The sequence below is a fragment of the Streptomyces sp. NPDC023573 genome (genome assembly GCF_055559735.1).
Genome location: NZ_JBVHKB010000002.1, coordinates 440665 through 455362 on the forward strand (window position 1 = coordinate 440665; position 14698 = coordinate 455362).

The window sequence follows — 14698 nt, forward strand, 5'->3', positions numbered from 1 at the left end:
CCACCCGCCCCACGACTGAGACGAGGTGACGGCCCCTCATGGCCGAGACCACAACCACATATCCCCTGGAGACCGCACCCGGCTCACTGATCACCCGCGACGGGCAGATCCAGTGGGCCGGACTGCTGATGGGCCCCGGTACGCCGTACGAGATCGACCGCACCGGGATCACCGGCTGGGACGACCTGCCGGTGCTCGACACGGGCGACATCGTCCGCCCCGACCAGCACGGCGCCTGGCCCGGCGCCCGATGGGCGCAGCCCCGGCTCGTCGGCGCGTCCGTCTGGCTGCTGCCCCGGACGGCCGGGCAGGCCCTCGGCGTCGCCTCCGCCTTCCGCGCCGCCACCGGCGCCGACGGCGGCGAGCAGTGGCTCGCCGTGCGCCTGCACGGCGAGACGCTGGCCGTACGTGCCAGGGTCAGCCGGCGCGTCGTGCCCCAGGACCGGTCCTTCGTGGTGCACGGCGCGGCCAGGACCAGCCTTCAGTGGACCGCCACCGACCCGCGCCGGTTCGGGGCCCTCCTCCGGGAGGCCCAGGCCTCCCTGCCCGTCATGGAGCCGGGCCTGGACTGGCCGGCCGTGCCCGGGGCCGCCGGGATGGGACTGGAGTGGCCCCTGGAATGGGGGACGACCGGCGCCGCCGGCACCTGCACCGCCGTCAACGACGGCACCGCGGCGGCCCACCCGGTGATCGAGTTCCGCGGCCCGCTCCGCCGGCCGTCGCTGACCCGGCTCGGCGACGGCCGACAGCTCCAGTACGAGATCGTGCTGGGCCCTCAGGACGTGCTGTCGGTGGACACCGAGTCCGGCACGGTGCTGCTCAACGGCACCGCTTCCCGGCTCTACACCGCGTCCCCCGCCTCGGTGCCCGAGCAGCTGTTCCAGCTGGCACCGGGCACCACGGAGCTCGCCTTCCGCTCCGACGACGCCACCCCCGATCCCCGGGCCTCCGTCACCCTGCGCTGGCGCGACGCCCACTGGTGATCCCCCCGCGAACCACGACCGACACCCCATCCCTCATCAGGAGGACAACATGCCCGTACGCAGTGCCTGGCTCGTCAACCGCACCGAGACCGAGACCGGTCAGTCCCGGGCCGACACCCGGCTCTCCCCCATCGGCACCATGGCCCCCAGCGGGGCGCTGACCACCACCAGCGGAGTGATCCCGGGCTCCACCGACGGCGAGTACCTGATGTCGGCCCTCTACGTCTTCGGCGAGAACGCCGGGATGAAGGCCACCGTCTCGCCGGGCCGCGCGGTGATCCAGGGCCGCGAGTCGGCCGGCGCCTACCCGGTCGTCCTCACCGACTACACCGAGGTGACCTTCGAGGACGGGGACGCCTCCAACCCGCGCATCGACCTGGTGGTCCTGCGCGTGCGCGACGCGCAGGCCGACGGCGAGGGCGTCACGGAGGCCGCCCTGGAGGTCGTCGTGGGCAAGGCGGAGGCCGCCCCCCAGCCGCCGCAGGTCCCGGAGGCCTCCCTGCCGCTCGCCCGGGTCACCGTGCCCGCCGGCGCCTCGGTGGGCACCGGCGGCATCCCCTGGGCGAGCGCCCTGTACGACCTGCGGGTGTCGACGGTCGCCGTCGGGGGCATCCTCGCCGACTCCTGGAACCGCGACACGCCCGGCGGGTACCCGGGCCAGTACCGCGACACCTCCAGCACCCTCCAGCGCTGGGACGGCACCCGCTGGACGAGCTACCCCCGCCAGACCGGCGGCATCGCCCCGCAGGGCGCGCTCGCGGCAGGCGAGTACACCGGCCAGTACCGCGACGAGGCGGGGCGGCTCCAGCGCTGGGACGGCACCGTCTGGCGTCCGGCCGTCCCCTCGTCGGCGTACGCGATCCAGACCGACGGCGGCTACTGCGCCACCACCGCCTGGGTCGAGGCGGTGGCCGACACGAACGGTCCCACGGTCACCGCCACCTTCACCGTGCCGGTGACGGGCGCCGTCCTGGTGACCGTCGGTTTCATGGGCAACACCGGGTCGGACGGCCAGTGGTCCCGGATGGGCGCGACGATCCGGAAGGAAGGGGTCCTGGTCGTCGACGCCCACGAGGCCCGCTCCGCGATCGTCTCGTCCAAGGCGCTGACCTCGGTGTCCACCACGTTCCGCGTCACGGGGCTCCAGGCGGGCGCGGTCTACACGGCGGTCTCTGCCTACTGCTCGTCCGCGACCACCAACAACGGCTGGTACGACAACCGTTTCATCCGCGTCGACCCGCTCGTGTGAGGCAGCCGATGACCGCATCCGTCACCACGCCCGTATACCGGGCGCTCTTCTGCGACCTGCGCACCGACCGTTTGCTGGACGTGCTGCCGCTCACGGAGACCAAGTTCGACGACTACATAGGCAAGCCCGGGTCGCTCACGGCCAACGTCCCGCTGCCCGGGGCCGCACTGGCCGCCCGCGCACGGGCCGCCCTCCAGCCCGGCCGCACCGCGGTCTGGCTGGAGCGGGACGGCGACATCTGGTGGGGCGGGATCCTGTGGACCTGCACGCCGGTCTCCGACGAACAGGGCCGGGTCATGGTGCAGTTCCAGGCCGGCACCTTCGACTCGTACCTGGACCACCGCATCCTCGCCGACGGCCTGGCGGGCACCGGCACGGACCAGTTCGACATCGCCCGCGCCCTGATCGACCACGCGCAGGAACAGCCCGGCGGTGACATCGGCATCATCACCGGACACGACAGGTCGGGGGTGGTGCGGGACTACGCCTACGCCTACTCCGCACTCGCCCGCGTCCGCGAACTGATCGACAACCTGGGTCAGCTGAGCGACGGATTCGAGTGGCGCATCTACTGCTACCGGGACGCCGAAGGCCGCCGGGTCAAGCGTCTCCAGCTCGGCCACCCGCAGATCCGCACCGGCCACACGGACATCGTCCTGAACCATCCCGGCCAGGTGCTCACCTACAGCCTGCCGACGGACTCCACCGTGCAGGCGAACGTCTGGGTGGCACGGGGCGACTCCGACAACACCGACCAGTCCCAGGAGTCCCAGCCGCTCACCGTCAGCGAGGAGTCCCCCGGCGATCTGGAGGCCGGCTGGCCCCGTCTGGAGCTCACCTCCGACCACAGCGGCGTCACCGACGAGGCGACGCTGCGCTCGCTGGCCCGCGCCGAACTGGTCCGGCAGAACCGCCCCGAGGTCATCCCGGAGCTGACCGTGCTGCTGGACGGCCGGATCACCCCGGCCCTCCTCGGGGCCCGCATCCGGCTGCGGATCCACGACCTGTGGCACCACGAGGGCCTCGACGCCGCCTACCGGATCGTCGGAATCGCCGTCACCCCGCCCCAGCGCACCAAGGCCGAGACCGCCGTCCTCTACCTGGAAGGAGCCTGAGCCGTGGCGATCATCCCCACCGATCTGCTCGACCGTATCCGCGCACTGGAACGCCAGGTCAGAGAGCTGATGGGCAGCGCCAACACCACACCGGCGCAGAACCAGATCATGGGCGGCGAGGTCGTCATCGGCGACAAGGGCCGGCTGCGCGTCCGCACCTCCGGCGACGAGGACCTGCTCTACCTGGGCCGTGTCCAGCCCGACCGCGGCACGGACGACCCGCAGCAGGGATTCGTCGTACGCCGTGACGACGGATCCCTCGCCCTGACCATCTGGACGGCGGCCCCGGACACCCTGCCCGTCCAGCCGGTGCAGGTCTTCGACCGCCGGGGCAACGTGGTCGTCGCCGACGACGCCGCCCACGGCGGTCTGGCCCGCCCCTACATCCCCTACCCGCTGCCCGCCCCGGCCGCCGCGGCGCGCTGGGAGTCCACCGGGTCGACCACCTGGACGACGCTCTACCGGGGCCCGGGCATCGTCCAGCACCCGCGGCTGCACTGCGCGGTCGCCGCCGAAGGCAGTACGGGCGCCGAGGTGCGGCTGCTCGTCGACGGCGTCCAGCTCGCAGGGGTGGGCGCCCCGGCCGACGGCCTGGTGTTCACCGAACGGCTGCCCGCCGCCTTCGGCACCACGGTCACCTTCGAGATCCAGGCCAGGGTCGCGGCCACCGGCGACACCGTGCGCTGCCGTCCGCTCGCCCTGTACGGCGTCCAGTCCTGACATCCGGCCGGGCCGGACGGCCACCCGACAACCACCGAGGAGGGCACCCGAGTGCTGCCTGAGAACATCCCCACCGTCACCGTCACCGCCCGCTACATGACCCCCGACGGCCGCCCGATGAGCGGCACCGTCGAATTCCGTCCCCCGGCGCTCCTCACCCACGCCGAGGAGGACCTCTTCCTGGGCGGCCCGACCCGGGCCACCCTCGACGCCGAGGGCAGGATCAGCGTCGTCCTGCCCGCCACCGACGCCCCGGGCTGGAACCCGGGCGCGTGGACGTACACCGTCACGGAGAAGCTCGCCGGGCTCGCCCGCGGCGGACGCGTCTACCAGATCGCGCTGGTCACGGCCGTGCCCGCCGTGGACCTCGCCGACATCGCCCCGGCCGACCCGGGCACCCCGCAGTACGTCGCCGTACCGGGACCGCCGGGACCCGCCGGCGGCCCCGGCCCGCAGGGACCGGCCGGGCCGGCCGGCGCGGTGCACTCCGTCAACGGGCACACCGAGCCCGACATCGTGCTGGGCGCGGCGGACGTCTCGGCCCTCGCCTCCACGTCGGCGGGAGCGCCGGGCGGGGTCGCCACCCTCGGCATCGACGGTCTCGTCCCGGCCGCCCAGCTCCCGGCGGGCGGCGGCGCCGTCGCCTCCGTCAACGGGCAGACCGGCGAGGTCCTGCTGACCGCGAACGACCTGGGCGCGCTGACCCAGGCGGCGGGTGACGCCCGCTACCTGGCACTCGACGGCGCCCCCGTGACTTCGGTCAACGGCCTCACCGGCGAGGTGACCCTGGCCGCGTCCGACGTGGCGGCGGTGCCGGTGGGCGAAGGGGTCCTGCTCGCGGGTGCCCAGGAGATCGAGGGGGCCAAGACGTTCGTGACCCCGCCCTCCACCACGGCCGCACCGGCCACCGAGGACCACCTGACCCGGCGCGGCTATGTGGACGCCGTCTCGGCGGCGGGCGTCTGGACCCCGTCGTCGATGGGCTTCAGCGGCTGGGCGTTCGACCCGGCGGCGGCCTCCGCGCCCACCCCCCAGTACTGCATCAACGGGTGGGTGTACCTGATCGGCATCCCGCTGCACGCGCCCGCCACCGTGAACAACCTGGTGTTCTACGTCCCGGGCTACGTCGGCGGCACGCTCAGCACCTCCTCGTACGCCGGGCTCTACACCGGTGCCGGTACCCGGGTCGGGCTGACCGCCAACCTCACCACCCTGATCCCCAAGACCGAGGGCACGACCGTGGTCTGCCCGCTGTCCGCCCCGTACAACGCGAAGGCGGGCAACTACTGGATCGGGCTCGTCATCAACGGGCCCAGCCCCAGCAGCAACGGCCCCGCCTTCTCGCGGGGCGCCCATGTGGGTGAGACGCCGGGCGGCAGCGCCCGGATGCCGGGCAAGTTCATCCGCCACGGCCGGCTCAGCACCACCGGCCAGACCTCGCTGCCCACGTCCTTCGCCCTCGACAAGGTGGTCGCGGACTCCAACGCGATCTGGGCAGCTCTCTCCTGACACACCTGTGCGGGGGCCCCGTGCCACCCGGTGCGGGACCCCTGCCGTAAAGGCTGTCCTGAAAGGAACACATCCATGGCCACTCCCCTGACCGCCGGCCAGCTGCTCGCCGCCCTGCACGCCGAAGGCGTCACCGTCGTCGAGTACGCGGACTGGCGCACCCACAACCGCAACCACAAGGGCGCCTGGGGCCCGCTGAACGGCGTCATGATCCACCACACCGTCAGCAGCGGCACCGACGCCTCCGTGGCCCTCTGCTACAACGGCCACGCCTCGCTGCCGGGCCCGCTCTGCCACGGCGTCATCGACAAGGCGGGCACCGTCCACCTGGTCGGTAACGGCCGCGCCAACCACGCGGGCGGCGGCGACCCGGCCGTACTCCAGCGGGTGATCGCGGAGGACTACGGCGACCGCCCGCCCGCCCCGCACGAACACGACGGCAGCGCCGGCTCCGTCGACGGCAACGCCCGCTTCTACGGATTCGAGTGCGTCAACCTCGGCGACGGCGAGGACCCCTGGCCGGCCGCCCAGCTCGACGCGATCGAACGGGTCTCCGCCGCCATCTGCCGGGCCCACGGCTGGTCCGCCCGCAGCGTCATCGGCCACCTGGAGTGGTCCGACTGGAAGGTCGACCCGCGCGGCTTCACCATGCCGTCGATGCGGGACCGCGTCGCCACGCGGCTGAGCGGCCCGGCGAGCGGCGGTTCGGCGGGCAGACCGTCCGGCGGGACGTCCGCCCCCCGCCACCAGCCCTTCCCCGGCGCGTCGTTCTTCACCGGCCGCACCAGCTCCCCCGTGATCACCGCCATGGGCCGCCGGCTCGTCGCCGAGGGCTGCTCGTCCTACGCCGTCGGGCCGGGCCCCCGCTGGACCGACGCCGACCGCCGCTCGTACGCCGCGTGGCAGCGCAAGCTCGGCTTCCGGGGCGGCGACGCCGACGGGGTGCCGGGCCGCACCTCCTGGAACGCCCTCAAGGTCCCGCACACGAAGTGAGGAGTCCACAGCCATGTCCGATGCCACCCGCCGCACCGCCCGCACCGTGGTCCAGACCGGACTCGCCCTTGCCGTGCTCCTGCCCGCTCTCGTCGACGCGGCCGGCCTTCCGGCGGCCCTGCCCTGGGTCGCCGGGTCCCTGGCCGTCGCGGGGGCGCTGACCCGGGTGATGGCCGTACCCGGGCTGCAGGTGCTTCTCCCCGCGTGGCTCCGCACCGAACCGCCGGGGAACGAGACCGTGGGGGCCGCCCGTGACCGAGACTGATCCGAACAACCCGGTCGCCGTCGCGCTGGAACTGGAGCGCCTGCGCGGATCGCTGGAGGCCGGCTTCGCCCGTGCCGACGGCCAGCTCGCGCTGCTGGTGCAGCGCAGCGACCAGACCGACAAACAACTGGCGGACCACGAGGCCCGCCTCGACACGCTGGAACGCTCCCGCTGGCCGCTGGCGAGCATCGGCGCGCTCACCGCCGCCGCCGGACTCGGCGTCGCCCTGTGGGAAACCATGCGCTGAACCGCCGTACGACGGCACGCAGAAGGGCGCCCACCCCGTACGTGACGGGATGGGCGCCCTTCTCACTCACTCCTACTGGTTGTACGGACCGTAGTCGTAGTCCTCCAGCGGAACGGCCTGGCCGGAGCCCGTGCCGAACGGCGAGTAGTCGATGTCGTCGTAGCCGACGGCCGAGTACATCGCGGCCTTGGCTTCCTCGGTCGGCTCGACCCGGATGTTGCGGTAGCGGGAGAGACCCGTACCGGCCGGGATGAGCTTACCGATGATGACGTTCTCCTTGAGGCCGATCAGGGAGTCCGACTTGGCGTTGATCGCCGCGTCGGTCAGGACCCTGGTCGTCTCCTGGAAGGACGCCGCCGACAGCCACGACTCGGTGGCGAGCGAGGCCTTGGTGATACCCATCAGCTGCGGACGGCCGGAGGCGGGGTGACCGCCCTCGGTGACCACACGACGGTTCTCGGTCTCGAACTTCGAGCGCTCGACGAGCTCGCCCGGCAGCAGCTCCGCGTCGCCGGACTCGATGATCGTCACCCGGCGCAGCATCTGCCGGATGATGATCTCGATGTGCTTGTCGTGGATCGACACACCCTGCGAGTTGTAGACCTTCTGGACCTCGCCGACCAGGTGGACCTGGACCGCGCGCTGACCGAGGATCCGCAGCACGTCGTGCGGGTTGGTGGCACCGACGGTGAGCTTCTGGCCCACCTCGACCGCGTCGCCCTCGCCGACCAGGAGACGGGCACGCTTGGAGATCGGGAACGCCGTCTCCTCGCTGCCGTCGTCCGGGGTGACGACGAGCTTCTTGGTCTTCTCGGTCTCCTCGATGCGAACCCGGCCCTTGGCCTCCGAGATCGGGGCGACACCCTTGGGCGTACGCGCCTCGAAGAGCTCGACGACACGCGGCAGACCCTGCGTGATGTCGTCACCGGCCACACCACCGGTGTGGAAGGTACGCATCGTCAGCTGGGTACCGGGCTCACCGATGGACTGGGCGGCGATGATGCCGACCGCCTCACCGATGTCGACCAGCTTGCCGGTGGCGAGCGAGCGTCCGTAGCAGAAGGCACAGGTGCCGACCGCGGACTCACAGGTCAGGACCGAGCGGGTCTTGACCTCCTCGACGCCGGCGCCCACCAGGGCGTCGATCAGGACGTCACCGAGGTCGACGTTGGCAGGCGCGATGACCTTGCCGTCGACGACGACGTCCTCGGCGAGCATGCGGGCGTAGACCGAGGTCTCGACGTCCTCCGTCTTGCGCAGGACACCGTCGGCACCCTTGACGGCGATCTTCAGCTTGAGGCCGCGGTCGGTGCCGCAGTCCTCCTCGCGAATGATCACGTCCTGCGAGACGTCCACCAGACGACGGGTCAGGTAACCCGAGTCGGCGGTACGCAGGGCGGTGTCCGCCAGACCCTTACGGGCACCGTGCGTGGAGATGAAGTACTCCAGAACGGTGAGGCCCTCACGGAAGGACGCCTTGATGGGACGGGGAATCGTCTCGTTCTTGGCGTTCGACACCAGACCACGCATACCCGCGATCTGACGCATCTGCATCATGTTTCCTCGGGCACCCGAGTCGACCATCATGAAGATGGGGTTCGTCTTCGGGAAGTTCGCGTTCATCGCCTCGGCAACCTCGTTGGTCGCCTTGGTCCAGATCGCGATGAGCTCCTGCGTGCGCTCGTCCTTGGTGATGAGACCGCGCTCGTACTGCTTCTGGACCTTCTCGTCCTGCTCCTCGTAGCCCTTGACGATGGCCTTCTTGGCCTCGGGCACGACGACGTCGGAGATGGCCACGGTCACACCGGAGCGGGTCGCCCAGTGGAAACCGGCCGCCTTCAGGTTGTCGAGCGTCGCCGCCACGATGACCTTGGGGTAGCGCTCGGCCAGGTCGTTGACGATCTCGGAGAGCTGCTTCTTGCCCACCGAGTAGTCGACGAACGGGTAGTCCTCGGGCAGCAGCTCGTTGAAGAGCGCGCGGCCCAGGCTCGTACGCAGCCGGAAGGTGTCACCCGGCTGGTACTCGGGCTCGCCCTCCTCGGCGACCGGCGGCACCCAGCCACGCGGGGGCATGGTGCCCACCGGGAAGCGGATGTCGACCTTCGCCTGCAGCGACAGCTCGCGGGCGTCGAAGGCCATGGTGGCCTCGGCCGTGGAGCCGAACGCGCGGTCCGTGCCCTTGACGTTGCGGCCCTCTTCGTCCGTGGTGAGGAAGAAGAGGCCCAGCACCATGTCCTGGGTCGGCATGGTGACGGGACGACCGTCGGCCGGCTTCAGGATGTTGTTCGAGGACAGCATCAGGATGCGGGCCTCGGCCTGCGCCTCCGCGGAGAGCGGAAGGTGCACGGCCATCTGGTCACCGTCGAAGTCCGCGTTGAACGCGGTGCAGACGAGCGGGTGGATCTGGATGGCCTTGCCCTCGACCAGCTGGGGCTCGAAGGCCTGGATGCCGAGGCGGTGCAGGGTGGGCGCACGGTTCAGCAGCACCGGGTGCTCGGCGATGACCTCTTCGAGGACGTCGTACACGACGGTGCGGCCACGCTCGACCATGCGCTTGGCCGACTTGATGTTCTGCGCGTGGTTCAGGTCCACCAGGCGCTTCATCACGAACGGCTTGAAGAGCTCCAGCGCCATCGCCTTCGGCAGACCGCACTGGTGCAGCTTGAGCTGCGGACCGACGACGATCACGGAACGCGCGGAGTAGTCCACGCGCTTGCCGAGGAGGTTCTGACGGAAACGGCCCTGCTTGCCCTTCAGCATGTCGCTGAGGGACTTCAGGGGACGGTTACCGGGACCGGTGACCGGGCGACCGCGGCGGCCGTTGTCGAACAGCGCGTCGACGGCCTCCTGCAGCATCCGCTTCTCGTTGTTCACGATGATCTCGGGGGCACCGAGGTCGAGGAGACGCTTGAGGCGGTTGTTGCGGTTGATCACACGGCGGTACAGGTCGTTCAGGTCGGAGGTCGCGAAGCGGCCACCGTCCAGCTGCACCATCGGACGCAGGTCCGGCGGGATGACCGGCACGCAGTCGAGCACCATGCCCTTGGGCTTGTTGCTGGTCTGCAGGAACGCGGAGACGACCTTGAGGCGCTTGAGCGCACGGGTCTTCTTCTGGCCCTTGCCGGTGCGGATGATCTCGCGGAGGCGCTCGGCCTCCTCGTCGAGGTCGAAGGACTCCAGGCGCTTCTGCAGGGCGGCGGCGCCCATGCAGCCGTCGAAGTACGTGCCGAAGCGGTCACGCAGCTCGCGGTAGAGCAGCTCGTCGCCCTCGAGGTCCTGGACCTTGAGGTTCTTGAAGCGGCTCCACACCTCGTCGAGACGGTCGATCTCGCGCTGCGCACGGTCACGCAGCTGCTTCATCTCACGCTCGGCACCTTCGCGCACCTTGCGGCGCACGTCGGCCTTGGCGCCCTCGGCCTCGAGCTCGGCCAGGTCGGTCTCGAGCTTCTTGGCACGGTTCTCGAGGTCCGAGTCACGGCGGTTCTCGACCTGCTGACGCTCGACGGAGACATGCGCCTCCAGCGACGGGAGGTCACGCGTGCGGCGCTCCTCGTCGACGAACGTGATCATGTACGCGGCGAAGTAGATGACCTTTTCGAGGTCCTTCGGCGCGAGGTCCAGCAGGTATCCGAGGCGCGACGGGACGCCCTTGAAGTACCAGATGTGGGTGACGGGAGCGGCAAGCTCGATGTGGCCCATGCGCTCACGGCGCACCTTGGCGCGCGTGACCTCTACGCCACAGCGCTCACAGATGATGCCCTTGAAGCGGACACGCTTGTACTTGCCGCAGTAGCACTCCCAGTCCCGGGTCGGACCGAAGATCTTCTCGCAGAAGAGTCCGTCCTTCTCGGGCTTGAGCGTGCGGTAGTTGATGGTCTCCGGCTTCTTCACTTCGCCGTGGGACCAGGTCCGGATGTCGTCCGCGGTGGCAAGGCCGATCCGCAGCTCGTCGAAGAAGTTGACGTCGAGCACTTGTCGTCAATCCCTCTTTCGGGGGTTCGAGCCCCCTCGCTTCACGCGAGAAATCGGGGCACTTCAGCAATGGTCTGAACGGGTCCGGGGAGAGCCGGCCGGATCACGAGGATCCGGCCGGACAACCCGTCAGACCTCTTCGACGCTGCTCGGCTCGCGCCGGGACAGGTCGATACCGAGCTCCTCCGCCGCGCGGAAGACGTCCTCGTCCGTGTCACGCATCTCGATGGACATGCCGTCCGAGGACAGCACCTCCACGTTGAGGCAGAGCGACTGCATCTCCTTGATGAGCACCTTGAAGGACTCGGGGATACCGGGCTCGGGGATGTTCTCGCCCTTGACGATCGCCTCGTAGACCTTCACGCGGCCGGTCACGTCGTCGGACTTGATCGTCAGCAGTTCCTGGAGGGCGTATGCGGCGCCGTAAGCCTCAAGGGCCCACACCTCCATCTCACCGAATCGCTGCCCACCGAACTGCGCCTTACCACCCAGCGGCTGCTGCGTGATCATGGAGTACGGGCCGGTCGAACGCGCGTGGAGCTTGTCGTCGACCAGGTGGTGCAGCTTGAGGATGTACATGAACCCGACCGAGACCGGGTCCGGGAACGGCTCGCCGGAGCGGCCGTCGTACAGCTGGGCCTTGCCGGAGGGCTGCACCAGGCGGTCGCCGTCGCGGTTCGGGATCGTGGCCTTGAAGAGGCCGGTGATCTCGTCCTCGCGCGCACCGTCGAAGACGGGCGTGGCGACGTTGGTGCCGGGGGCGACCTGGTCGGCGCCGATGGCCTGCAGGCGCTGTGCCCACTCGTCACCGAGGCCGGAGACGTCCCAGCCGCGACTGGCGAGCCAGCCGAGGTGGATCTCCAGGACCTGTCCCGGGTTCATTCGGGACGGGACACCCAGCGGGTTGAGGATGATGTCGACCGGGGTGCCGTCCTCCAGGAACGGCATGTCCTCGATCGGGAGGATCTTCGAGATGACGCCCTTGTTGCCGTGACGGCCGGCGAGCTTGTCACCATCGGTGATCTTGCGCTTCTGCGCGACGTAGACGCGGACCAGCTGGTTCACGCCCGGCGGCAGCTCGTCGCCCTCTTCGCGGTCGAAGACGCGGACGCCGATGACCTTGCCGATCTCACCGTGCGGCACCTTCAGCGAGGTGTCGCGCACCTCGCGCGCCTTCTCACCGAAGATCGCGCGGAGCAGGCGCTCCTCCGGGGTCAGCTCGGTCTCACCCTTGGGCGTGACCTTGCCGACGAGGATGTCGCCGGCGACGACCTCGGCACCGATGCGGATGATGCCGCGCTCGTCGAGGTCGGCGAGGACCTCCTCGGAGACGTTCGGGATGTCCCGGGTGATCTCCTCCGGACCGAGCTTGGTGTCACGGGCGTCGACCTCGTGCTCCTCGATGTGGATCGAGGAGAGGACGTCGTCCTGCACGAGGCGCTGCGACAGGATGATCGCGTCCTCGTAGTTGTGACCCTCCCACGGCATGAACGCCACGAGCAGGTTCTTGCCGAGCGCCATCTCACCGTTCTCGGTGGCCGGCCCGTCGGCGAGGACCTGGCTCTCGATCACACGGTCGCCCTCGGAGACGACGACCTTCTGGTTGACCGAGGTGCCCTGGTTGGAGCGCGAGAACTTCGAGATCCGGTACGTGGTGTACGTGCCGTCGTCGTTCGTCACGGTGATGTAGTCCGCGGAGACCTCCTGGACCACACCCGCCTTCTCCGCCTTGAGCACGTCACCGGCGTCGGTGGCACAGCGGTACTCCATGCCGGTGCCGACCAGCGGCGCCTCGCTCTTGATGAGCGGGACGGCCTGACGCATCATGTTCGCGCCCATGAGGGCACGGTTTGCGTCGTCGTGCTCGAGGAACGGGATCATCGCGGTGGCGACCGACACCATCTGGCGCGGCGAGACGTCCATGTAGTCGACGTCGTCGCCGGGGATGTAGTCGATCTCGCCGCCACGACGGCGGACCAGGACGCGTGCCTCGGTGAAGCGCATGTCCTCGGAGAGCGTCGCGTTCGCCTGGGCGATCACGAAGCGGTCCTCTTCGTCGGCCGTCAGGTAGTCGACGTCGTCGGTGACGACGCCCTCGACGACCTTGCGGTACGGCGTCTCGATGAAGCCGAACGGGTTGATGCGCCCGTAGGAGGCCAGCGAGCCGATCAGACCGATGTTCGGGCCTTCGGGCGTCTCGATCGGGCACATGCGGCCGTAGTGCGAGGGGTGCACGTCACGGACCTCGAAGCCGGCCCGCTCACGGGAGAGACCACCCGGGCCGAGGGCGTTCAGACGACGCTTGTGCGTCAGCCCCGACAGCGGGTTGTTCTGGTCCATGAACTGGGACAGCTGGCTGGTGCCGAAGAACTCCTTGATGGAGGCGACGACCGGCCGGATGTTGATCAGGGTCTGCGGCGTGATCGCCTCGACGTCCTGCGTGGTCATGCGCTCACGCACGACGCGCTCCATACGGGCGAGACCCGTGCGGACCTGGTTCTGGATCAGCTCACCGACGTTACGGATACGGCGGTTGCCGAAGTGGTCGATGTCGTCGGTCTCGACCATGATCGAGCGGCCGGACTCACCGACGGTCTCGGCCTCACCGGCGTGCAGCTTCACCAGGTACTTGATGGTGGCGATGATGTCGTCGCTGGTGAGGACACCGGCGTCGAGCGGCTCGTCGGCGCCGAGCTTCTTGTTCACCTTGTAGCGGCCGACCTTCGCGAGGTCGTAGCGCTTCGGGTTGAAGTAGAGGTTCTCGAGCAGCGTCTGAGCGGCCTCGCGCGTCGGCGGCTCGCCCGGACGCAGCTTGCGGTAGATGTCGAGCAGCGCGTCGTCCTGGCCCTGGGTGTGGTCCTTCTCCAGGGTGGCGCGCATCGACTCGTACTCGCCGAACTCCTCGAGGATCTGCTCGGTGGTCCAGCCGAGAGCCTTCAGGAGGACGGTGACGGACTGCTTGCGCTTGCGGTCGATGCGGACACCGACCATGTCGCGCTTGTCGATCTCCATCTCCAGCCAGGCACCCCGGGACGGGATGATCTTGGCGGAGAAGATGTCCTTGTCGGACGTCTTGTCGATGGAGGAGTCGAAGTAGACACCCGGCGAGCGCACGAGCTGCGACACGACGACACGCTCGGTGCCGTTGATGACGAAGGTGCCCTTGTTGGTCATGAGCGGGAAGTCGCCCATGAAGACCGTCTGGGACTTGATCTCGCCGGTCTCGTTGTTGGTGAACTCGGCCGTGACGAAGAGCGGCGCGGCGAACGTGAAGTCGCGCTCCTTGCACTCGTCGATCGAGTTCTTCGGGGGCTCGAAGCGGTGGTCGCGGAAGGTCAGCGACATCGACCCGGAGAAGTCCTCGATCGGGGAGATCTCCTCGAAGATTTCCTCCAGGCCGGACTTGGTGGGGACGTCTTGTCCGCTGTCCAGAGCAGCCTCGACGCGAGCCTTCCAGGCGGCGTTGCCGAGGAGCCAGTCAAAGCTCTCGGTCTGCAGCGCGAGGAGGTTCGGAACCTCGAGGGGCTCCTTGATCTTTGCAAAAGAGATGCGCAGCGGGGCGGTGCTGGCACCGTTGTTCGTATTCGAGGTCGAGGCGTTGCGCGAGGCGGCCAAGAGGGGGTCCTTCCGAGGGCTCGGACTCAC

The 14698-nt window shown here is 69.7% G+C and carries 10 protein-coding genes; 8 read left to right on the top strand and 2 right to left on the bottom strand.

All coding sequences use genetic code 11. From position 1 onward, the window contains the following. Positions 1-38: 38 nt before the first annotated feature. The 8 genes from ACZ32T_RS08560 (at position 39) to ACZ32T_RS08595 (ending at position 7081) form a co-directional block, all read left to right on the top strand. Positions 39-983: a phage distal tail protein gene (locus ACZ32T_RS08560; protein ID WP_467365975.1), complete on the top strand. Its 945-nt coding sequence runs from the start codon at positions 39-41 to the stop codon at positions 981-983. A 49-nt stretch (positions 984-1032) separates the two neighbouring features. Beyond that, positions 1033-2232 carry a hypothetical protein gene (locus tag ACZ32T_RS08565; RefSeq protein WP_467271486.1) on the top strand — a complete coding sequence of 400 codons (1200 nt, stop codon included), beginning with the start codon at positions 1033-1035 and terminating at the stop codon, positions 2230-2232. Positions 2233-2240: 8 nt separating this feature from the next. Beyond that, complete coding sequence (locus ACZ32T_RS08570) at positions 2241-3347, top strand: hypothetical protein (RefSeq protein ID WP_467365977.1); 1107 nt, start codon at positions 2241-2243, stop codon at positions 3345-3347. Between the two features lie 3 nt (positions 3348-3350). Then, positions 3351-4067: a hypothetical protein gene (locus tag ACZ32T_RS08575; protein WP_467365979.1), complete on the top strand. Its 717-nt coding sequence runs from the start codon at positions 3351-3353 to the stop codon at positions 4065-4067. A 51-nt stretch (positions 4068-4118) separates the two neighbouring features. Continuing rightward, the gene (locus ACZ32T_RS08580; protein WP_467365981.1) at positions 4119-5576 is read left to right on the top strand and encodes a phage tail protein; all 1458 of its coding nucleotides are present in this window, start codon (positions 4119-4121) and stop codon (positions 5574-5576) included. A gap of 75 nt (positions 5577-5651) precedes the next feature. Further along, positions 5652-6569 carry a peptidoglycan-binding protein gene (locus tag ACZ32T_RS08585; protein ID WP_467271479.1) on the top strand — a complete coding sequence of 306 codons (918 nt, stop codon included), beginning with the start codon at positions 5652-5654 and terminating at the stop codon, positions 6567-6569. 13 nt (positions 6570-6582) lie between these two features. Continuing rightward, a complete protein-coding gene (locus ACZ32T_RS08590; RefSeq protein WP_467271477.1) occupies positions 6583-6834 on the top strand; it encodes a hypothetical protein in 252 nt (83 codons plus the stop codon). After that, complete coding sequence (locus tag ACZ32T_RS08595; RefSeq protein ID WP_467271475.1) at positions 6821-7081, top strand: hypothetical protein; 261 nt, start codon at positions 6821-6823, stop codon at positions 7079-7081. The genes ACZ32T_RS08590 and ACZ32T_RS08595 overlap by 14 nt, the downstream gene beginning before the upstream one ends. A 72-nt stretch (positions 7082-7153) precedes the next feature. Here the strand turns inward: ACZ32T_RS08595 and ACZ32T_RS08600 are convergent, their stop codons facing one another. Together ACZ32T_RS08600 and rpoB are read right to left on the bottom strand one after the other, a co-directional pair. Further along, positions 7154-11053 carry a DNA-directed RNA polymerase subunit beta' gene (locus ACZ32T_RS08600; protein WP_014154600.1) on the bottom strand — a complete coding sequence of 1300 codons (3900 nt, stop codon included), beginning with the start codon at positions 11051-11053 and terminating at the stop codon, positions 7154-7156. 129 nt (positions 11054-11182) lie between these two features. After that, positions 11183-14668, bottom strand: a complete 3486-nt coding sequence (gene rpoB, locus ACZ32T_RS08605; RefSeq protein ID WP_467271473.1) for a DNA-directed RNA polymerase subunit beta — start codon at positions 14666-14668, stop codon at positions 11183-11185. Positions 14669-14698: the final 30 nt, after the last annotated feature.

What these genes read in the sequence shown, in the direction of transcription:
- ACZ32T_RS08560 (WP_467365975.1), top strand. Translation starts at nt 39, where the DNA reads ATGGCCGAGACCACAACCACATATCCCCTGGAGACCGCACCCGGCTCA.
- ACZ32T_RS08565 (WP_467271486.1), top strand. Translation starts at nt 1,033, where the DNA reads ATGCCCGTACGCAGTGCCTGGCTCGTCAACCGCACCGAGACCGAGACC.
- ACZ32T_RS08570 (WP_467365977.1), top strand. Translation starts at nt 2,241, where the DNA reads ATGACCGCATCCGTCACCACGCCCGTATACCGGGCGCTCTTCTGCGAC.
- ACZ32T_RS08585 (WP_467271479.1), top strand. Translation starts at nt 5,652, where the DNA reads ATGGCCACTCCCCTGACCGCCGGCCAGCTGCTCGCCGCCCTGCACGCC.
- ACZ32T_RS08590 (WP_467271477.1), top strand. Translation starts at nt 6,583, where the DNA reads ATGTCCGATGCCACCCGCCGCACCGCCCGCACCGTGGTCCAGACCGGA.